Origin of the sequence: Brevibacterium metallidurans (assembly GCF_037101285.1) — a bacterium.
GTDB lineage: Bacteria > Actinomycetota > Actinomycetes > Actinomycetales > Brevibacteriaceae > Brevibacterium > Brevibacterium metallidurans.
The window spans coordinates 1-19,983 of record NZ_BAAAAF010000014.1 but is presented as its reverse complement, the minus strand read 5'-3'; the positions used below and the strand labels follow the sequence as shown (position 1 = coordinate 19,983).

General features: G+C 63.6%; 22 protein-coding genes and 1 pseudogene. 6 read left to right on the top strand and 17 right to left on the bottom strand.

Annotated elements, in window-relative coordinates; translation table 11 throughout:
• Positions 1–65 precede the first annotated feature (65 nt).
• On the top strand, positions 66–581 hold the full coding sequence (locus tag AACX88_RS14465; protein WP_339393604.1) for an SLATT domain-containing protein: 516 nt from the start codon (positions 66–68) through the stop codon (positions 579–581).
• The gene (locus tag AACX88_RS14460) at positions 578–1,423 is read left to right on the top strand and encodes an SMODS domain-containing nucleotidyltransferase (RefSeq protein ID WP_339393603.1); all 846 of its coding nucleotides are present in this window, start codon (positions 578–580) and stop codon (positions 1,421–1,423) included. The genes AACX88_RS14465 and AACX88_RS14460 overlap by 4 nt, the downstream gene beginning before the upstream one ends.
• A gap of 76 nt (positions 1,424–1,499) precedes the next feature.
• Here AACX88_RS14460 and AACX88_RS14455 read toward each other — a convergent pair whose 3' ends face one another.
• The 9 genes from AACX88_RS14455 to AACX88_RS14415 form a co-directional block, all read right to left on the bottom strand.
• Positions 1,500–2,504 (bottom strand): hypothetical protein, encoded by a 1,005-nt coding sequence (locus AACX88_RS14455; protein ID WP_339393602.1) that lies wholly within the window; start codon positions 2,502–2,504, stop codon positions 1,500–1,502.
• Positions 2,505–2,677: 173 nt separating this feature from the next.
• Positions 2,678–2,935, bottom strand: coding sequence for a hypothetical protein (locus AACX88_RS14450; RefSeq protein WP_339393601.1), 258 nt, complete (start codon positions 2,933–2,935; stop codon positions 2,678–2,680).
• Complete coding sequence (locus tag AACX88_RS14445; protein ID WP_339393600.1) at positions 2,932–3,516, bottom strand: recombinase family protein; 585 nt, start codon at positions 3,514–3,516, stop codon at positions 2,932–2,934. The genes AACX88_RS14450 and AACX88_RS14445 overlap by 4 nt, the downstream gene beginning before the upstream one ends.
• Positions 3,517–3,644: 128 nt before the next feature.
• Positions 3,645–4,616, bottom strand: coding sequence for a hypothetical protein (locus AACX88_RS14440; RefSeq protein ID WP_339393599.1), 972 nt, complete (start codon positions 4,614–4,616; stop codon positions 3,645–3,647).
• Positions 4,617–4,663: 47 nt separating this feature from the next.
• Positions 4,664–4,984, bottom strand: a complete 321-nt coding sequence (locus tag AACX88_RS14435; protein ID WP_339393598.1) for a hypothetical protein — start codon at positions 4,982–4,984, stop codon at positions 4,664–4,666.
• Positions 4,985–5,013: 29 nt separating this feature from the next.
• Complete coding sequence (locus AACX88_RS14430; protein WP_339393596.1) at positions 5,014–5,373, bottom strand: hypothetical protein; 360 nt, start codon at positions 5,371–5,373, stop codon at positions 5,014–5,016.
• Between the two features lie 37 nt (positions 5,374–5,410).
• Positions 5,411–5,911: a hypothetical protein gene (locus tag AACX88_RS14425; RefSeq protein ID WP_339393595.1), complete on the bottom strand. Its 501-nt coding sequence runs from the start codon at positions 5,909–5,911 to the stop codon at positions 5,411–5,413.
• 629 nt (positions 5,912–6,540) lie between these two features.
• Positions 6,541–7,453 (bottom strand): IS5 family transposase gene (locus AACX88_RS14420; protein WP_339393594.1). Its coding sequence is split into 2 segments (ribosomal slippage): positions 6,541–7,086 and positions 7,088–7,453, totalling 912 coding nucleotides; the frame shifts between segments, so codons are not numbered across the junction.
• A gap of 292 nt (positions 7,454–7,745) precedes the next feature.
• A complete protein-coding gene (locus AACX88_RS14415; protein WP_339393593.1) occupies positions 7,746–8,090 on the bottom strand; it encodes an ArsR/SmtB family transcription factor in 345 nt (114 codons plus the stop codon).
• A gap of 86 nt (positions 8,091–8,176) precedes the next feature.
• Here AACX88_RS14415 and AACX88_RS14410 point away from each other — a divergent pair, with 86 nt between their 5' ends.
• Genes AACX88_RS14410 through AACX88_RS14400 form a run of 3 tightly spaced genes read left to right on the top strand, consistent with a single transcriptional unit; the run spans position 8,177 to position 11,782 of the window.
• Positions 8,177–9,493, top strand: a complete 1,317-nt coding sequence (locus AACX88_RS14410; protein WP_339393592.1) for an NAD(P)-binding domain-containing protein — start codon at positions 8,177–8,179, stop codon at positions 9,491–9,493.
• Complete coding sequence (locus AACX88_RS14405) at positions 9,490–10,554, top strand: flavin-containing monooxygenase (RefSeq protein ID WP_339393591.1); 1,065 nt, start codon at positions 9,490–9,492, stop codon at positions 10,552–10,554. Before AACX88_RS14410 ends, AACX88_RS14405 begins: the two co-directional genes overlap by 4 nt.
• Positions 10,555–10,600: 46 nt before the next feature.
• On the top strand, positions 10,601–11,782 hold the full coding sequence (locus AACX88_RS14400) for an MFS transporter (RefSeq protein ID WP_339393590.1): 1,182 nt from the start codon (positions 10,601–10,603) through the stop codon (positions 11,780–11,782).
• Between the two features lie 6 nt (positions 11,783–11,788).
• Here the strand turns inward: AACX88_RS14400 and AACX88_RS14395 are convergent, their stop codons facing one another.
• From AACX88_RS14395 to AACX88_RS14360, 8 genes and pseudogenes are all read right to left on the bottom strand, one after another.
• Complete coding sequence (locus tag AACX88_RS14395; RefSeq protein WP_339393589.1) at positions 11,789–12,220, bottom strand: arsenate-mycothiol transferase ArsC; 432 nt, start codon at positions 12,218–12,220, stop codon at positions 11,789–11,791.
• A 554-nt stretch (positions 12,221–12,774) separates the two neighbouring features.
• The gene (locus AACX88_RS14390; protein ID WP_339393588.1) at positions 12,775–13,824 is read right to left on the bottom strand and encodes an ArsO family NAD(P)H-dependent flavin-containing monooxygenase; all 1,050 of its coding nucleotides are present in this window, start codon (positions 13,822–13,824) and stop codon (positions 12,775–12,777) included.
• A complete protein-coding gene (locus AACX88_RS14385) occupies positions 13,821–14,243 on the bottom strand; it encodes an arsenate reductase ArsC (RefSeq protein ID WP_339393587.1) in 423 nt (140 codons plus the stop codon). The genes AACX88_RS14390 and AACX88_RS14385 overlap by 4 nt, the downstream gene beginning before the upstream one ends.
• Before the next feature lie 17 nt (positions 14,244–14,260).
• Positions 14,261–15,277, bottom strand: coding sequence for a metalloregulator ArsR/SmtB family transcription factor (locus AACX88_RS14380; RefSeq protein ID WP_339393586.1), 1,017 nt, complete (start codon positions 15,275–15,277; stop codon positions 14,261–14,263).
• Positions 15,274–16,371 (bottom strand): ACR3 family arsenite efflux transporter, encoded by a 1,098-nt coding sequence (gene arsB / locus AACX88_RS14375; RefSeq protein WP_339393585.1) that lies wholly within the window; start codon positions 16,369–16,371, stop codon positions 15,274–15,276. The genes AACX88_RS14380 and arsB overlap by 4 nt, the downstream gene beginning before the upstream one ends.
• Positions 16,368–16,691, bottom strand: a complete 324-nt coding sequence (gene trxA / locus AACX88_RS14370) for a thioredoxin (protein ID WP_339393584.1) — start codon at positions 16,689–16,691, stop codon at positions 16,368–16,370. Before trxA ends, arsB begins: the two co-directional genes overlap by 4 nt.
• Complete coding sequence (gene trxB, locus AACX88_RS14365) at positions 16,688–17,656, bottom strand: thioredoxin-disulfide reductase (protein ID WP_339393583.1); 969 nt, start codon at positions 17,654–17,656, stop codon at positions 16,688–16,690. Before trxB ends, trxA begins: the two co-directional genes overlap by 4 nt.
• Positions 17,657–17,852: 196 nt before the next feature.
• A pseudogene (locus tag AACX88_RS14360) lies at positions 17,853–18,766 on the bottom strand (IS5 family transposase).
• 71 nt (positions 18,767–18,837) lie between these two features.
• Between AACX88_RS14360 and AACX88_RS14355 the strand changes: the two are divergent.
• Complete coding sequence (locus AACX88_RS14355) at positions 18,838–19,236, top strand: DnaB-like helicase C-terminal domain-containing protein (protein WP_339393582.1); 399 nt, start codon at positions 18,838–18,840, stop codon at positions 19,234–19,236.
• Positions 19,237–19,983 lie beyond the last annotated feature (747 nt).

The following is a 19,983-nucleotide window of genomic DNA, read 5'->3' as shown; positions in this document are numbered from 1 at the left end:
CTCACCCAACTCTGTCCTCTCCCCAGGCTAGTGATCGATTTCCGCGGCGCGGGGAGCTTCTGACCATGGGCGCGACACAGGAACCATCGCAACGAGCGGCCATCCAAGCGGAGGTGACCCGTATTCACGAGAGCGCCATCTTCTCCGCGCAGGGCCAGTTCGAAGCGTCCAAAGCGTGGAGGGCACTCCATTGGACTCTCGGAGTCTTCACTGCGGCGTTGACTACAGTGGCCGCGGTGCTGACGTTTGCCACCGAAGCCCAGAGCGCGTCGGGAGTCTTGACGGTGGTCGCGGCCATTGCAGCCGCAATCTTGACGAGTAGCCGTCCTGACAAACTTGCTGAGCGAGCCATCGCTCGGGGCAACGATTACACGACGTTGCGGAACGACGCCCGGCGTCTACTACACGTGCAGGTTCCCAACGATGAAATCCGCGCTCTCCGGGAGGCGCTTGACGGACTTGCCGGGCGTGCTTCCGATCTCGACCACACTTCAGATCTGATTCCTCGGTTCGCCTACAACAAGGCCAAGCGGAACATCGAACGGAAGGGTGGTCAACAGTTTGAGGTGGATGCCTCATGAGTGCGACAACTGCCTCTTTGTTGGAGTCACTGATCCGGGCGATGACTCCAGATGAGGTGGCGCGCACTGCGGCAGCGCGGCACCGCAAGGAAGTTGAGGACTGGCTGACCGCCGACCTAGAAATCATCCGTATGCGGGAGACGGGCTCATGGCATCACGGTACCGCGTTAGATAGGTTCAGCGATGTGGACTACTTCGTCACGATGCGTGGCAGTCGTCCATTAGCCTCTGGGGCGGCGATTGAAGCCCTGCTTTCATCGCTGTCGCGCGGCATCAACGGAGCTCTGGTTTCGATTGATCGGCCATCCGTTCGGCTGCGGTACTTCGATGACGGTCCTGACGTCGAGATCACGCCTGCCTACTACCAGGACACGGACGACTACGACATTCCCGACCCCGATGGGAGTGGGTGGATACGCAGCAATCCGGCAACCCACCTGAAGTACGTGGATCGTGCGCAGAGGGAGACAGCGGGTCGCGCCAAAGGCCTCATCCGCCTCGTGAAGACCTGGAAAACGTGGAACAACGTCCCGCTGTCATCGTTCTACCTGGAGATGCGCGTTGCGCAGTACACGCTCGATAATAAGCCGATCATCTACGACCGGGACCTTCGCAACTTCTTCAGGGGGCTCGCCAACAACGGTCTGCGGGAGATGAACGACCCGACGAACTACGGGCGGCGAATCACGACAGGCACGAGCAGCCTCGCAGAGTCGGTCACGGCGAAGTACGCGGTCGAAGAGGCCGCGCGCTTATCACGGCTCGCGCGCGAGGCCGCGGAAGACGACGACCATCCCACTGCGATTCGTCATCTGCTCACCCTTTTCAATTGCGACACCTGACGGTGGGACGCAATCTTCTCGTCACCGGGGGATCGTGTACAGGCCACGGACCCACCGTGTAGGTGAGATGATTCTCTCAAACGGGCGGTGGAGCGAGGTGATCTAGCAACTCACGAAGCGCCGTCTGTTCGGCGGTTGGGCGCACAGACTCGCGGTGTCGAAGCCACTCGACTGTGTCACGTACGGACTCCTGATCGGCGTCAGGGAGCGAGGGCTGGGTGGACTCACGCACGCGAGCGACTTGCTCGTGCAAAGCGTCTGCGGCGTCGGGCACTGGGTCGATCACTTCGAGTCCGTCTTTGATCGACCGAGGGGTGACGGTTGGGTGGCCGTCGGGCGCAAACCACAGTCCATGAAGGAGCCCGATCCGGTATCCAGCGGGCCAGACGCCCAGGTCATCGGACTCTAAACAGGGGTCGAGCCCGTCCCACTTCACTACGAACGTCTGTCGCATAGCACGCTGCCCCACCGCGACCCCAAGTTCCTGCTGATGGTGCGTCTCAACGGCGGATAGATTGGCGGCCTCCAGCCGACGGCGCAGGTCGCCCGAGTGAAACGTTGCGGGCTGCTCAATGAGATCCCGAATCAGCAATGCTGGCCGCCCTTCAGAGAATAGGCCTAGACGGCGCACGGCCCATCGAGTCCAAGTCAATCCGCCGTCCAGCGCTAGATCTACCATTTCGTCACGGATGTCGGGCATGCGGCCACGGCCATGGCCGCCGCCAAACTGGTTCCTAATGAGGCCGAGGCTGCCAGCGATCTTTCGAGCCTGGGAAGCCGCTCTAGTGAACTCGCCACCCCGGGCAAGAGCGTGGCCAGGTTGATCCGCGAGGAGGTCGTGGGCCCGCCCGATGCTTTTTTCGTATGAGTCGTTCGGTTGCGCAGGTTCGCCTGCGATGTCCAGCGCGACTCGGGCAGTAGCTTCGACCAGGCACTTGATGTCGCTCAGCGCCTGACCATCATCGTCTGCGTCCAGCGAGCGATGCAGTCGTCCCAATTCGACGGTGATGCATTCCCAGTGCTCGTCGCCCAGGAACCGCGGGCGCTGAATCTGGAACCGGTCGTATCTCTCGGCGGGCACGTTGCCTCCTGGCTCTTGAATCTCATCCCTAATTCTGCCAGCGTACAACCGCCGTCGGCAGTGTAGCAGTCTGGAAATGGTGCCTCGGTCGAGTTCGAACAAGCTCTCCAACACCCGAGCACAGTCGTGGGAGCCGCTTGCCAGATGGAGCTTCCGGAACTGTCGATGCCAGATTATTCGTACTTGATCCGAGCATCCTGCGCGGTCACCCCGAGCGCGGTGGCGACGTCCTCCCACTGGTACCCCGCGGCCAGGGCCTCGGCGATGATCGCACGTCGAGCTTGTTCGGCGGCGAGTTCCACCAGCCGGACGGCTCCAACCATGTCGCCGTAATCGTCGGCGTCGGTTATCCCAACGGAGATCGTGATCAGCGTGCCTAGGGCACCAGCACGCTTGATCATCAGGTCGCTGAACTCCCGGTCGTTTGTCATCCTGCCGTCTCCTTCGCCTTTGCACGCCCCACTGCGCGGTATACGGTCGCACGACCAATGTTCATGAGTCGAGCGACTTCTCCTACGGATTCGCCCGCTGCCACGAGCGCCGCCACGTGTCGGTCCTGTGCGGGGGAGAGCTTCGGCGTCTTTCCTCTGAGGCGTCCTCGGGCCCGAGCGACTGCCATACCCTCTCTGGTGCGTTGTCGAATGAGGTCGGCCTCGAACTCGGACATCATGCTGAGGAGGTTGAATAGTAGTCTTCCCATGGGGTCGTGTGGATCGTGAACCGAACCGCCGAGAGAGAGTTTCGCGCCACGGTTCTCAACCTCTGCAGCGATGTCCGCGGCGTCACGTACGGATCTAGCCAGTCTGTCCAACTTGGTCACCACGAGAGTATCTCCGTCGCGGAGAGCGGCTAGTGCTTCTCTGAGGCCGGGCCGATCTCGATTCGTGCCCGACCGCCCGACATCCGTGTAGACACGGTCCGCGTCCACTCCTAGTCCGGCGAGAGCCGCCCTCTGGGCGGTTAGATCTTGATCTTGTTGGATTGTCGAGCACCTTGCGTATCCGATGTGCACGAGTTCTTCTCCTTGTCAGTCCGTTTGAGGTGCCTTCATCGAACATTTCACCGGACGGGTCTTTCGGACAGCCTCTGGGGGATTTGGGGATGTGATTATCGATCGTCCGGTAGTCGGACGCCTTACGATCACATCCCAGCAAACTGCATGGTGCTGCCGACGTTCGGATGGGGCTGGGTGGCGGAAACATCGACGCGGAGCTGAGCATGGTCCGAAGCGAAGCCGAGCCGGACCTCTGACTTATCGATTTTCGGCAGAGGTGTAACGTTCAGGCGGGCGTCCAACCTCTTTGGCAGCCGGGTGTATACCTGATCGATGAATCGGTGACCGCGGTTCACACGATCGCCATACGAGTACGTGCGAACGGGGTCGGGGCGCTCCTGCAGTAGCTGTCGCCACGCTCTGCCGGTCGAGTCTCTGCCTGACTGTTCAATGTCTGGGCGGCGGTCTTGAATTGCGGGATCCGAGAGCGCGTTCCAGTCTCCTCCGACGATGAGCCCGTCGGCGCCGCTGGCGTGCTGAAAATCGTTTACCCATGCGATTGCGGTTTCTGTGGATACATCCAGTTCGTATCCGGAGTTCTGCGGGGTGTACCGTCGTCGATTCTCGTCATTCGACGGGTCGCGTACAACGGGGGTCGGGCGGTACAGTTCAATGTCCTGGTGCATGGGCGTGTATACGGTTGCGACGGCCAAGGCGGTTCCGTCGAAGTCGATGGTCGCGCCTGCTGCCGCGAGGAGCAGCTGATCCCTCCGTTCGTGCACCGAATTGTCATCGCAAATGATGCGCTGCTCGACGAGGCGCGTCGCATCGATATTCGTGACTTCCCGGTCGAGGCTGACGAGCATCAGTGTGCTGGCTTCTTTCGGATTGGACGCCCTGTCGAGGGGCTGCTTTGGTCCGATGATCTTATAGCCATTCTGATTGGCTGTTTTTTCCAGCGCGGGACGAGCCGAGTTACATACGGCGATCAGTCCAATTACGTCCCACTGCTCTCGGAAAAGGTGGTTGAAGACGTGCATGCGGCGGGTGCGGCTCTGCTTCTCCTTGTCGCCCAGTTCCATTACGTTCCAGAACGTGGTGCGAAGTGCGTTTCCCATGGTTGATACCCTCCTGGGTAGAGAAGACGGTCTGTCGAGTGGGTGATTCAGTAGGGGTTGGCGTCGCCGGTTTCGAGGTAGCGGCGGAAGAGGTCTTCTTCCTCTTCGTTTCTAGCGAGGGTAGATTCGACGTCGAGGCGGGTCAGGGCGATGATTTGCTTTCTACCCTCATGGTTTGCTGCTGTGTAGGAGGGTGCTCGCGCGGCGAGCAGCCGGTGTATCTCGACCCACTGATCAGTCGTGAGCAGCGGATGTCCTTGGTACACGAGCGTGATGGTGTCCGGAGCGAGCACGTCGCCAGCGTTCTGCTTCCGGAGAATGTATGCCCCGTCGGGCGTGAAGCGCGCGACGAGCAGGTCCTGTGACACGGCTCCTTGCCCATGCGCGTCGGGATCGGTCACCACGCCTCTCCCGCCTCCATATCGGACCTGGCCACGCGACTCGTGTGCTCGCTGCGCGCCTCGGCGTACCTCGCTTTCCATTCGTTGACGGTCTCTGCCAGCACCTGGGACAGGGCGTTGAGAAGTTTTGTTTCGGCGGCGTTGGAGTCCGCGAATGCTGCCTCGATGTCGTACCCCTCGGCGAGGGGGATCTCTCGGCTCTTCTGACTGGGTTCCCACAAGGGGCCCGCGATCAGGTCGCCGCTCTCGACGTCCAGCCATACCCCGGAGTCCGAGCGGCCGCTTGCCCGCCACCCGCGTGCGCTGCACACGATCTCAGCAACTTCCTCGATCGTAATTTCCTTGATGTTGGTCATGAGGTGGTCCCTTCCTCGTGTTTGCCGGATCGTGTTTTCAGATGAAGTGAAGGGTCTCGAATCTCGTGGTCTTGTTTTCGCTCGGAGTGAGGCCGACGGCCTCGTCCAGGACATCGGGTACTACCGCAAGTCCGTTCTCGACTTCTTCTGCGGCGGCTTTCGACGCGTCCAGCACTGCGTCTGCCCCGGATTCCGCCAGCGATTGTGCACGGCGGCGGAGTGCGCTGCGGGCAGCAGTCATTCGCCGCGAGGGGATACGCCAGCGCCCCCTGGCGGCGGATCGGACCCGCGGATGCTCGTCCGCCGCGAGGGCCTCGCGAGCCCACAGCGTGAGACGCGGATTCCGCGCAAGCGCCTGGCGGACCCTGGGCGACTCGTCCGCCGCCAGGGCCGCCTGCTGTTCCTGGGACAGCTTCCCGTACTGTGCGCGCTCCGCGCGGACGGCCGGCGCAGGGTCGTAGACCGCCTCGGAGCGGTGTCGGGCCGTTGCCGTGCGCTGCCGGACCGTGCCTTGTGCCCACTCAGGGTCTACGTTCATGTTGACTGGGACGCCACGGTCGCGCATCTGGCGCAGGTGACGACGCGTGCGGCGATTAGCGGGATCGCAGCATGTGCAGCGAATCTGCGCGTCGTGCGTGTCATGTCCTCGACACATGTGATGCTCCCCTCCCTTCCGTTTCTGCTAGTGCTCGGCGATGGAGCAGATGGAACAAGAGTAGGCGCCGTTTTTCGCAGGAAGACGATTTCGGCACGGTAGCAGTAGGAGGAGACAAGTGGCTTTTTCCCAAAAAATTGCTGGACCGTATAGGTGCCAAAATTCTTGGTTGAAAACGCTTGACAAGTTCGTGAAGAGGGAGCGCTGGAGAGGGTTTTGTGTGTTTAAAACCGCGAAGGTCGTGAATGCGGCGAAGGCCCCGTGAGATCGGTCCGCCCGGATCGCCAGGGGAACCGCCCCACGGGGCCGTCGCATCGACAGTATGCGGCGACAAGTCAAGGACTGTCAAGGGAAGGGTGTGAAAGCGGTCAATACCGCCAATGCCTTCAACGCCAGCGCAACTCTAATGGGGTTATTACCCCTAATGGGGGTGCGTGGTGTGGGTGAAGGGTTCGATCACGGGGTCTACATGCTCATGCGAGCGGCGCGAGCCCACCTAGGGCATGTCTCCTTTATCGCCGGAGCCATGTCAGCATCGCGCTGATAACGACGGCCGCTCGATAGGTGATCGCGAGCTTGTCGTATCTCGTCGCCAACCCTCGCCATTGCTTGACGTAGGCAAACGAACGCTCCACCACGTTGCGGTTCCGATAAGCTCCGGCATCGAATGCCGGGGGCCGTCCACCTTTGCTACCGCGCTTCTTCCGAGTCGCGATCTGATCCTTCTTCTCCGGGATCACCGCCCGAATGCCACGCAAACGCAGATAGTCGCAGTTGCCTCTGGACCCATAAGCACGATCAGTCAGAACCGCGTCTGGGCGTGTGCGAACACGACCACCACCAGACCGCGGGACTCGAATATCGGCCAGCACCTGCAGCAGAATCACTCCGTCATGGCGCTGCCCGCCAGTGATCACCACAGCCAGGGGGCGGCCGCGGCTGTCGACGGCGTGGTGGATCTTCGTTGTCAGCCCACCACGTGAGCGACCAATGCCATGCCCAGCTGGTTCACACTCCTGATCGGGCAGATTCTTGTAATTCGACGTAGCCCCCTTTGTTCTGGTCAGGGCGCGTCGTGTTCGTCGCATGCTGGTGAGCACGGTTGACGGTGCCATCGATGGAGACATTCCAATCGATGTCAACGGCAGCATCGGCGTCAGAGAGCACATGGGCCAGCACTCGGTCCCACGTGTCGTCGGCGGCGTAGCGGCGGTGGCGCTTCCACACTGTCTGCCCGGGCCCGAAGTGCTCACGGGGCAGGTCACGCCAGGCGATGCCAGCAAGGTAGCGGTAGACGATTCCTTCGACGATCCGCCGGTTGTTCTCAAACGGTCGGGCTCTCTTGCCAGTGTTCGAGGGCAGTAGCGGTTCGATTCGCGCCCACTGCTCATCGGTGAAGACTTGATGTCGTTGCTGCGTAGTCACCTACCCAGCGTGTCAGCCCAAGAGCCCCACATAAAGGAGACATGCCCTAGAGAACACAGGTCAACAAAGGCTGCTCCTGGTCGACACGGGCTTGTGACGCAGTTCTCCGGAAGTCGTCACCTTGTTCCCGGTACGACTGACGTGCATTACGCACTTGGTGCTCCGACTGCAAAAATGAGGGCCGGCTTGCGCTTTCCGAGATAAACGGAACCAGTCCTGGGCCCCCAGCACTGTCGAGCGAGGATCGGTTAGCAATCAAGGATTTCGTCGCCCGGCACACACACGCCTCCCATCAGGTGATGAGTGACTTGGCGGCGGCGGCGAGGGTGTCGACGGTGGGTCGGTAGTAGGCCCAGCGTCCGCGCTGCTCGCGTTCGACGAGGCCGGCTTCGACCAGCAGCTTCATGTGGTGGGAGACCGTCGGCTGTGACAGGCCCACCGGTTCTGTGAGGTCGCAGACGCACATCTCGCCCTCGGTGCTGCCGGCGATGAGGGACATGAGCTTGACCCGGGTGGGGTCGCCGAGGGCCTTGAACACCCTGGCGAGATCCTGGGCGACAGTGTCGTCGATCGGCTCGCCGAGGACGCAGCAGGGCGCGACGTCGGCCGCGGATTCGATGGCTGGGGGAATGCTCATGTCTCCATTCTGCCTCACGCATTGACTTCTGTCGATACGTGAGGCAAACTCGATCCATCGAAGAACGTCAATACGTGGAGGTTGAAGTGAATCCCGTCGTCATCATCGGAGCTGGTCCTCAGGGCCTGGCCGCTGCTGCTCATCTGCTCGAGCGAGGACTCGAGCCTCTGATTCTGGAGTCGGGCGACTGCCCGGCAGCGGCCGTGGTCGAGTGGGGCCACGTCCGCCTGTTCTCACCGTGGTCCGAACTCATCGACCCAGCGGCGCGCCGACTGCTTGAGCTGACCGGCTGGAGCGCGCCCGAGTCCGGCTACCCAACGGGCGCTGAGTGGGTCGAGGAGTACCTGGCCCCGCTGGCCGAGGAGCTGGGTGACAGTGTGCGTTACGGCTCCCGCGTCGTGGGGGTCGGCCGCAAGGGCCGCGACCTCTCGGTCGATGATGGCCGCGCGAAGCAGCCGTTCGTTGTCCACGTCCACCGCGCCGACGGCGCTGAGGAACGAATCGAGGCTCAAGCCGTCGTCGACGCGTCCGGCACCTGGCGGACCCCGAGCCCGGCGGGCGCAGAGGGACTGCCCGCTCTCGGCGAGCACGCCGCTGTCGTAGCCGGACTGCTTGATCACCGTACGCCTGGCCGCGACGAGGCTGCCGAGCTAGAAGGGAAACATGTCGTGGTGGTCGGCAGCGGCCACTCGGCTGCGACCGCGATCGTTGACCTGGCCACCGTCGTGCGCCGCGAACCGGACACCCGAGTGACCTGGGCGCTGCGCCGCGGTGCCGTCGGCAATGCCTTCGGCGGCGGGTCCGCCGACGAGCTTCCCGAACGCGGTGCCCTGGGCCAGCGGGCCAAGAAGGCCGTCGAGGACGGCCTCGTCGACCTCGTCACAGGGTTCCGCACCGAGCAGGTGCTCGTCGAAGACGGTCGCGCGGTCCTGGCCTCCGAGGACGGACGTCGCCTCGCGCCCGCGGACCGGGTCGTCGTTGCGACAGGGTTCCGCCCTGACCTGTCGTTCCTCTCCGAAGTTCGCCTCGACCTGGACGTGCGCCTGCAGGCTCCGACTAAGCTCGCCGCCGACGTCGACCCGAATCTCCATTCGTGCGGGTCTGTGCGAGCCACTGGAGCTGCCGACCTCGCTCACCCGGAGCCGGGCTTCTACATCGTCGGCGCTAAGTCCTACGGTCGCGCGCCGACGTTCCTGGCCATGACCGGATACGAGCAGGTCCGCAGTGTCGTCGCCGAGCTCACAGGTGATCACGAGGCGGCTGAGCGTGTCGAGCTGGAGCTGCCCGACACCGGAGTGTGCGGCGGGTCCGGCCTGTTCGACGCCCCGGAGCAGGCGTCGTCGGGCGGATGCTGCGCACCCGCGCCGCAACTGGTCCAGATCGGCACGAGGACAGACGGATGAGCCGAGGTCGCCTGCTGATCGTGGGCGGCGGACAGTCAGGTTTAGCTGCGGCCCGTACCGGGCGGGATAGTGGTTGGGAACCGGTAGTGCTCGAGGCCGGTGACGAGCCGGTCGGGTCGTGGCCGCGTTACTACGACAGCCTGCGGCTGTTCTCCCCACGCCGGTACAGCGCTTTCCCGAATCACCCGTTCCCCGGCGACCCCAACGGGTATCCGGACCGCGACGAGGTCGCCGACTACCTCCGCAGCTACGCAAAATGGTTGGACATCGAGGTGCGCACGAATGCCCGCGTCACCGAGGTCGCCGCCGATGGTCCGGGCTTCACCGTGGAGCTGGCCGATGGAAGCCACCTGGTCGGGGACGCGCTCATCGCTGCCTCGGGGTCGTTCGCCAACCCCTACGTGCCGTCGATCCCCGGCCAGGAGGAATTCGAGGGCCGTGTCCTGCATGTGGCCGACTACCGGTCTCCGGAGGAGTTCTCGGGTCAGCGGGTGGTGGTCGTCGGGGCGGGCAACTCCGCCGTCCAGGTGGCCCACGAACTCGCCGAGCACGCCCGGACGTCGCTGGCAGTGCGGGACCAGGTGCGGTTCGCGCCGCAAGTCATCGCCGGTCGCGACCTGCACTGGTGGCTGAAGCTCACCCGCGCCGACCTCCTGCCGCCGTCGGTTCTCGACAAAATCATCACCGGCACACCGGTCATCGACGCCGGAAAGTACCGGGCGGCTCTCCAGACAGCGCACCCAGAAGAACTGCCGATGTTCGCGGAGTACGTCCCGGACGGCGTCGTGTGGCCTGACAGCTCGCGGGAACGCGTCGACTCGGTTGTCTTCGCGTCCGGCTATCGACCGCACCTACCATACCTGCGCGGCCTCGGCGTCCTCGACGAGGCCGGCGCGCCCCGCCACGATCGCGGCATTTCGACCGTGCTGCCAGGTCTTGCGTTCCTTGGCCTGGAGTTCCAGCGCTCGTTCTCGTCGAACACCTTGCGCGGTGTCCACCGCGACGCCGGTTACGTCGTCGATGCGCTGGCCAGGCAGCAGCGAGGCGTCGTCGTTGGCTGAGCACGTCCCTCGGCCGTCGCTGGGAGCGGTACTCACGGCGCTGTGCGTGACCGAGATCGTCTCTTGGGGGCTGCTCTACTACGCATTCCCGGTGCTCGCTCCGCGGATCAGCGCGGACACCGGGTGGTCGCCGGTGGCCGTCACTTCGGCGTTCTCAGTGGCCCTGGCCATGTCTGCGCTGGCCGGAGTGCCGGTCGGGCGCTTCATCGATCGGCACGGACCCCGTCTCGTCATGACCGCTGGCTCGGGCCTCGGCGTCGTGACACTGGTGGTGATCGCCGTGTCGCCGACCCTGCCGGTATTCATCGTCGGCTGGGCATTCGCTGGAGTCGCCATGGCCGGGGTGCTCTATCCGCCGGCGTTCGCCGCGATCACCGGCTGGTTCGCTGCCCGCCGGCTCGGCGCGCTGACCACGCTCACTCTGGTCGCCGGCTTGGCGAGCACGGTCTTCGCTCCGTTGACCGCAGCAGCGTATGACCAGTTGGGATGGCGAGGAACGTACCTCTGGGCGGCGGTTCTACTGGCAGTCCTCACGGTCCCGATCCACTTGATCGTGCTGCGACGTCCCTGGCCCCAACCGGTGCATGTCACCTCGAAGCAACCCGAAGCCGAGAAAGACTACACCTCCCACGTCGTCCGGAATACACGGTTCCGGCTGCTTACCGCTGGTCTGACCTTGGTCGCTCTGGCGATGTACGCCGCGCTGCTGGCTCTGGTGCCGCTCATGCTCGAGCGCGGCTTGAGTCCCCAGGCTGCCGCCTGGGTGCTCGGCCTCGGCGGTCTCAGCCAGGTCGCCGGACGGATCGTCTACACCGCTCTTGCCCGATATGCCTCACTTGCCGTGCGCACCGCGACCGTGTTCGGCCTCGTCACCGTCAGCACCGCGGTTCTCGCGGTGGTGCCCGGGCCGGTCGGTCTCCTCGTTGCAGCGTCGATGACCGCCGGAGTCGGACGCGGCATCGCGACGTTGCTCCAGGCCACCGCGGTCACCGACCGGTGGGGCACACGAGGATACGGCCGACTCTCCGGCATCCTCGGCCTCCCGGTCCTCCTGGCCACCGCGTTGGCTCCCGGGGCCGGTGCGGTCCTCGCCGAAGTCACCGGCAGCTATGCAAACGGGTTCGCGGTCCTGGCTGCGCTGGCAGCAGTCGGAACCATGTTCTTGGTCGCCAGCTCGCGCACGAGCACTCCGCGGTCGTCGAGAATCGCGTCCTCACAGGCGTCCTGACTCAGCTCAGACCCTGAGCTCGCCGACGAGCTCGCTGGTCAGACGTCCCACCTTCTCGTTGAGCTCATCGCGGATCAGGCGCATCCGCACCTCGCCGTCGATACCTCGTGCCGAAGGTTCGTCAATCGTCCAGGTCTCGATGCTTCCGGTCATTTCAGGTACGGGCTCGACGACGGCCTCGTCGCCGATCACGACCACTCGGTCCGCCGTGCGCAACAGCTCCGGGTCAATCGGCTTGGGGTATTCGCCATCCATGCTCGCCCCGACCTCGGCGACGGTAGCAACAGATAGAGCATTGAGCGTCGTTCCCGGAGACGTACCCGCAGAGTGGACCTGGATTGAGTCGCCTGCGGCATAGCGCATCAGGGCCGCGGCCATCTGTGACTTCCCGCCATTCTTTACGCAGATGAACAGGACGGAGGGCGTGCGATTGTTCATAGGGTATTCCTTCGTTCAGTAGTTATTGAGAGTGGCCAGAAGTGCGAGGACGTAGGCCTCAGGGCCTTCGCGGACCACCGGTCCATGCATGTCAGCGGCTCGTTATCATAGAAGATTCCTCGGGTGGCGATTCCGTCCAGCCTTCACCGTGGGTCCGTCCAGGTGAGTCAGCATGACGCGGTTGCGGATTCTGGTCCCGTGGTAGCGAGTTCGCGCAGGCGCTCCTCCGCTTGATGCACGGGAACGGACTCCGCAAAGGCTTCCCTGCAGGTCGAGCAGCAGATCTTCCGACCGTCGGGCAACAAACGCGTGGGCGATCCGAGTCCGTTGTGGCGGACGCGTTCGTCCGCGCAGACTGTCGCGTGTTCACTGCACAGCGCCGCACCGCAGTGCCGGCAGAATGCGACGGCGGGGACAGAACCGGCCCCGGTCGTTGTGTGTTCCCAGCAGTTCATCTGTCTACTCCTTGACTTGATGGCGATCGAGGTGGAATCTTTGGGCATCTTTGATCGACGTGAAAAGGGTCGACGTCATCGCTTGGTCGTGCAAAGGGGTCATGCCCTGGTCATTCGTGCGCTGATCTCGGCGACGGTGGGCTTGGCAGTCCGGGTTGCGCCGATGATGGTGGCGGAAGCGAGTCCGGTCCAGTCGCCGTATCCGAGCAAGTGCAGTCCGGAGTGGTCGATGCTCCGAGTGCCGTCAGTGACGGGATGGCCATGGTCGCGAGTCAGCCTCAGACCGCTCAGGTGACTAAGGTGTGGGCGGAAACCGGTGCACCAGATGATCGCATCGCACTGTTGTTCTCGACCGTCGTGCCAGGAGACCCCCGTCGAGGTGAGGCGGTCGAACATGGGTGAGGGGTCCAGGACGCCGCGATCGCGAGCCTCTCGCACGGGAGGCACCATGACGATGTCTCCAAGTCCCGTCACACCGTCATGATCACGGCCAGAGCGACATGCTGCCTCTCGGGCGGTCGCGACGTCGAAGAGCACTCTGCCGTCCACGTCGTCTGGCATGAATCGCGGCGGGCGACGCGTCACCCACAAGGTCTCGGCGACTGTGGAGACCTCGGCGAGGATCTGCGCGGCGGAGTTTCCTCCTCCGACGACCACGACCCGTTGGCCAGCGAACAATTCGGGGGAGTCGTAGTCAACGGTGTGCAACTGCCTGCCGGTGAACGATTCCTGACCAGGGACGTACGGCAGGTAGGGGCTCTGCCATGTGCCAGTGGCACTGATCACCGCAGCGGCCTTCCGCGAGCCTGCATTCGTGTCCACAATCCAACGCTCATTCTCCCTGCGGACGCTGGTGACACTGACCGAACGATGCACAGGCAACTCGTAGCGCTCCTCGTAGCGTTGGAGGTAGTCCACGACGTGGTCGGCGGTGGGGAACGTCTCGCCGGCCTGGGTGGGCATCGGCCACCCGGGCAGAGGACTGTATTGGGCCGGAGAGAACATTCGCAGCGACTGCCAGCCGTGTTGCCACGCCCCGCCCGGTTGTTTCTGGTCGTCGAGAATGACGAAGTCCAGGCCGGCGCGGCGGAGGAAGTATCCTGCGGCGAGTCCGGCTTGGCCTCCGCCGATGACGACGACGTCACTCATGTCAGCGCCGGGTCCTGGCCGAGCAGTTCGGCCGTAAGCGTTTCGATCCGAGACCGGATCTCGTCGCGGATCGGGCGCACTGCTTCGATGCCTTGCCCTGCTGGGTCTTCGAGTTTCCAGTCTTCGTAGCGCTTGCCGGGGAAGAATGGGCAGGCGTCTCCGCAGCCCATCGTGATCACAACGTCGGAGTCCTCCACGGCCTCGGTGGTGAGCACCTTCGGTTCCTCGGCTGTGATGTCGATTCCCACTTCGGCCATGGCCTCCACTGCGACCGGGTTGATCTGCTCAGCGGGCATGGATCCGGCGGAGCGGACCTCGACGCGGTCACCGGCGATGTGCCGCAGCCAGCCGGCGGCCATCTGGGAGCGGCCGGCGTTGTGGACGCAGACGAAGAGGACAGAGGGTGTGCGATCGTTCATGTCTGTGCTTCTCTCGTTCATTCGGTGGTGAGCGTGGTGAGGAGTCGGCTGACCCGCGCGGCGATTTCGTCGCGGATGGCGGCGAGTCCCTCCGGCGAGGCCAGGGCCGGGTCGCCGACCGCCCAGTCCTCGTATCGGACTCCTGGGACGACGGGGCAGGCGTCGCCACACCCCATGGTCACCACGACATCGGCGGCGCGAATGGCGTCGTCAGTGAGTGGCTTGGGGAACGCCGCGCCGGCGGCCTCAGGGTCGATTTCGGCGATGAGATCGCGCACGTGCGGATGGACGCCCGTTGCCGGGGTTGAGCCGGCTGACCGGGCGATGACCCTGCCCCCGGACAGACTGCGGGTCAGCGCCGCGGCCAGCTGGGACCGACCTGCGTTGGCGACGCAGACGAACAGCACCTGAGGCGGGGCGGTCGCCCGGTCGCGAGTGATGTCAGCCAGCCGCTGCCGGGCAAAGCGCTCGGTCAGGGGCACCAGGAAACGTGTGATCTTCGCCGACCGAGCCAGCGCCGTGTACGAGTCCCGGACAATGTTGGTGACGGTCTCCTGCGGCAGCTGCGGCGTCGCATCCGAGAGGTCGGCGGCCAGACGTTCGATATGCACGGCCATGCCCTCCAGCTCTGCAGCGGCCGTGGTCTCCGGTTCCACGCTGGGAGCGACAACCGCGGGCGCGAACCCTTCGAGCAAGGCGGCGACAGCGGCACTCTTCCCAGGAGCGACGCGATACCAGACCCAGGTCCCACGGCGCTCGGAATCGAGCAACCCCACCGTCCGGAGAACTTTGAGGTGGTGGGAGACGGTCGGCTGAGAGACGTCGGCGAGCTCGGCGAGATCGCACACGCACGACTCTCCACGAGGATCGGCAGCGATTGCCGAGAGCATACGCAGACGCAATGGTTCAGCGAGGGCCTTGAGAGTGCCAGCAAGGGTCGCGGCAACCTCCTGGCCGAGACCGGTCGAGGCCGGTGTCACCTGGGGCAGGCAATCCTCGCCGGGGGAAGACGGCGTCAGCACTTCGTCGGTCATGATGCTCGTACCTCCTGGTTATTGGGATCGGTGCGGAACCACGCCTTGGCGGCCCAGAGGGAGACGTAGACGAGGCCGACGAGGACGGGCACCTCGATGAGCGGTCCGACCACGCCGGCCAGCGCTTGTCCTGAGGCCGCACCGAAGGTGCCGATCGCAACGGCGATCGCCAGCTCGAAGTTGTTACCCGCCGCAGTGAATGCAAGCGTGGTCGACCGTGCATAGCCGAGCCCGATGCCCTTGCCCAGCAACAGACCCGCGAACCACATGACGGTGAAGTACACCAGCAGCGGCAGAGCGATCCGGACGACATCCAGAGGCTGACTCGTGATCTGCTCACCCTGGAGGGCGAAGAGCAATACGACAGTGAACAACAGCCCGTACAAGGCCCACGGTCCGACCTTCGGGACGAACGTCTCCTCGTACCAGTCCCGGCCCTTGCGCTTCTCACCGATCCATCGTGAGGCGAATCCCGCGATCAGGGGCACTCCGAGGAAGACGAGGACATTGAGTGCGATCTGACCCATCGATACCTCGAGCCCGTGTGTGTCCAGGCCGAGCCAACTGGGCAGGATGCTGAGGTAGAACCAGCCGAGGACGGAGAACATGACGACTTGGAAGACCGAGTTGATCGCCACCAGCACCGCGGTCGCCTCTCGGTCGCCGCAGGCCAGGTCGTTCCAGATCACGACCATGGCGATGCACCGGGCTAGGCCGACGATGATGAGTCCAGTGCGGTACTCGGGAAGGTCGGGCAGGAATATCCAGGCCAGAGCGAACATGATCGCCGGGCCGGCGAGCCAATTGAGAATCAGAGAGGAGATAAGGAGCTTCTTATCGCCGGTCACTGCGGCGACCTTGTCGTAGCGGACCTTGGCCAGGACCGGGTACATCATCACGAGAAGCCCGAGTGCGATCGGCACGGAGATCCCGCCGACCTCCAGGTGCGCCAGCAGGTCGGAGATTCCAGGGATGAATCGTCCCAAGAGGAGGCCTGCGACCATCGCCAGCCCGATCCAAAGCGGCAGCCACTTATCCAGCGTTGACAGGCGCTTCGGGGCGTTCGTTGCGGTCTTTGTTGTCTCAGTGGTCATGCCAGCAGCTCCTCGATCTTCGATGCGATCAGTGGGCGTGGGTTCGCTCCGATGAGGACGTCCACTCGACTCCCGTTTCGGTAGAACCCCAGAGTCGGGATCGACGTGACTCCGGCAGCGGTCACGACTTCCGGATTGGCGTCGGCGTCGACCTTCACGATCTTCACCCGTCCGGCGTACTCCTCGGAGAGCTCGTCGAGAATCGGTGCGACCTGCTTGCACGGCCCGCACCAGGTCGCCCAGATGTCGACGACGACCGGCAGATCGGAGTCAATCACCTCCGCCTGGAAAGTAAAGTCCGTCACTGTAGTCGTAGTCATGCGGAAACCTCCGTTGTTATCGTCTGAAGGGTCGCCGCAGGCTCAGCGGCGAGGAATTGTTGGGCGTCCAAAGCTGCTGCGCAGCCGGTGCCCGCAGCGGTGATTGCCTGCCGGTAGCGGTGGTCGACGAGGTCGCCTGCCGCGAACACGCCAGGCAGATTGGTCTCCGTGCCAGGTTGTGCGACCCGCACATATCCATCGGGGTCGAGATCGATCTGTCCGGCCAGCAGCTCCGATCGCGGGTCATGGCCGATCGCGACGAAGACACCGGTCACGGGTAGCACACGCTCTGACCCGGACATCGTGTCACGCAGCCGCAGTCCCTCGACCTGTGCGTCGCCGATGATCTCGGCGACCTCGCTGTTCCAGGCCACCTCGATCCGCTCGTCATTCATGACGCGTTCGGCCATGATCTTCGAGGCGCGGAACTCGTCGCGGCGGTGCACGACCGTGACTTTCGACGCGAAGCGGGTGAGGAACAGTGCCTCCTCCATGGCCGAGTCGCCGCCGCCGATGACCGCGATCTCCTTCTGACGGAAGAAGAACCCATCACAGGTCGCGCACCAGGACAGGCCATGTCCGGACAGTCGCTCCTCCTCAGGGAGTCCGAGCCTGCGGTAGGTCGACCCCATGGCAAGGATGACGGCCCGCGGGCGGAAGATTTCACCGGACCCCGTCTCGGTAGTTTTGACTGGGCCGTCCAAGTCGAGGTGGACGGCGTCGTCGACGACGATGCGCGCACCGAAACGCTCGGCCTGCCCGCGCATCGCCTCCATCAGCTCCGGCCCCTGAACACCGGCCGTGAAGCCCGGGAAGTTCTCCACCTCGGTCGTCGTCATCAGTGCCCCGCCTGCGGAGACCGACCCGGCCACGACCACCGGGGATAGACCCGCTCGTGCAGCGTATATCGCTGCCGTGTACCCCGCCGGGCCGGACCCGACGATCACTATCTCTTGATTCGACATGCTTCTATATTGATGGATGTCTATGCAGAACGCAAGGTGCGCGCGAGGACTGTTGGCGGGATCACTCGAGGGGCGGTCGACTCTGTCCGAACTATGCACGAGGGTGAGTACATTCCCGGCACGAGTAACAGACAGGTGGCTAACGGACCTGTTCCGGCACTGCTGATCGCCGAGGAGAAGCTAGGGCATGTCTCCTTTATTGACGTAGCCACGTCAGGATCGCGCTGATCACGACAGCCGCTCGATAGGTGATCGCGAGTTGGTCATACCTCGTGGCCAATCCTCGCCATTGCTTGACGTAGGCAAACGAACGCTCCACGATGTTGCGGTTGCGATACGTAGTGGCGTCGAATGCGGGCCGACGCCCACCTTTGCTGCCGCGCTTCTTTCGAGTCGCGACCTGGTTCTTCTTTTCCGGAACGACCGCCCGAATGCCACGCGAACGCAGGTATTCACGATTGGTCTTGGACCCGTAAGCGCGATCGGCCAAGACGGTATCCGGACACGTGCGGGGGGCGACCACTGCCAGCCCGCGGCACTCGAATATCGGCCAGCACCTGCGGCAGGATCACCCCGTCGTGGCGCTTTCCACCGGTGACTACCACCGCCAGGGGACGACCGCGTCCGTCGACGGCGTGGTGGATCTTCGTCGTCAGCCCACCACGTGAGCGACCGATCCCGTGCCCGGCCGGCTCAACCTGCGAATCGGGCAGATTCTTGTAATTCGACGTAGCCCCCTGTGTGCTGATCAGGGCGCGTCGTGTTCGTCGCGTGCTGGTGGGCACGGCTGATGGTGCCATCGACGGAGACGTTCCAATCGATATCACCGGCAGCATCAGCATTCGAAAGCACCTGGGCCAGGACGCGGTCCCAGGTGCCGTCAGCGGCGTAGCGGCGATGGCGTTTCCATACCGTTTGCCAGGGCCCGAACTGCTCACGAGGCAGGTCACGCCAGGCAATGCCGGCACGGTAGCGGTAGACGATTCCCTCGACGATTCGACAGTTGTTCTCAAACGGCCGGGCTCTCTTGCCCGTATTCGAGGGCAACAGGGGCTCGATCCGTGCCCATTCCTCATCGGTGAATACTTGATAGCGGTCTTGCGTAGTCACCCAACCAGCGTGTCAGCTCCACGACCCCGAACAAAGGAGACATGCCCTAGATCGTAGGTTGAGAGGCGTGCATGAGGGGCACCAAAAACGTGGCAGACGACTCCGATGGTGGCATTGCCGCCATTGCAGGTATTGGGAAGCACCTAATCGGAGGATGGCGATCAAGAGCGCTTTACGTCATCGGAGTACGCACGGGCAGCGGTAAGACGCGCGTGGGCCTGCAGGCGGCCATGAACATGCTCCACCGCGGATTAGTGCTCATGTGCACGCTGGAGATGCGCGAGGGTGAGATCCACAAGCGCGTGTTCTCCCAGCTGCTCCACATTCCGCTGGGCAACATCCTCGACTCGAACATGACTCCGAACGAGTGGGAGCGGCTGACGAATCGCAAGGCCACGAACCGTGATCGTTTCTACGTGGACGACAACCCTGCCCGGACCGTTGAGGGCATCCGCAGAAGGCGATTATGACGCGACCCGCGTCGTCGGGAAGTGGGAACGGCAATGAGCATCCGCGACTGCATGACCACAGACGCTGGCTGCTTAACAGTGGACGGTACGTTCGCACCAGTGACTCAGCCCAAACGAAAGCCGCCCACCGGTCAACACACAACCAGCAGGCGACTCCATAAGCGGAGCAAGCACACTAAGGCGCCATCACAGGCCCATTCTCACCCTTGCCGCCATCACCGTCCTTGCCGACAATGATTCCAGCCCCACCAGCGGCCCACTGGCAAGCATTCACCAGCCGAGGACTCCGATAACTGGTCATATCACAACTCGCCCCAACCGCCTCAACTCTAGTCGATGCACCACTTGACTCCGCGGTAGCGGGACCAGAAGCCGCAAACCCGAGGCCGGCGGCCAAGGCGCCAGCCGCAATAAAACTTGCTCCAGCTGCTTTGGAAATACGCGACATGATGATTCCTCCTCGTTTCTGTTGGCACGTTGCGGGGGATCAGCAACGAGCTATCTGTGATCAGGAACACCCTCACCGTAGGCACACTCAACAACAGCCGTCATTTAACCAGGCGCATTGCCATAAAACATTCAGCGAAGAAACCGAACACACACCCAAATTGATGGAGAACTGGGCTGTGTCAAGTTTCGTAGACGATCTCTTTGTGGATCAGGCGGCGATCGCGGCCTGAAGGGTGTAGTCGGCGCGCGCTTCGGCGGGCGTGCGGTAGCCGAGGCTCGAGTGGAGCCGCTGCCGGT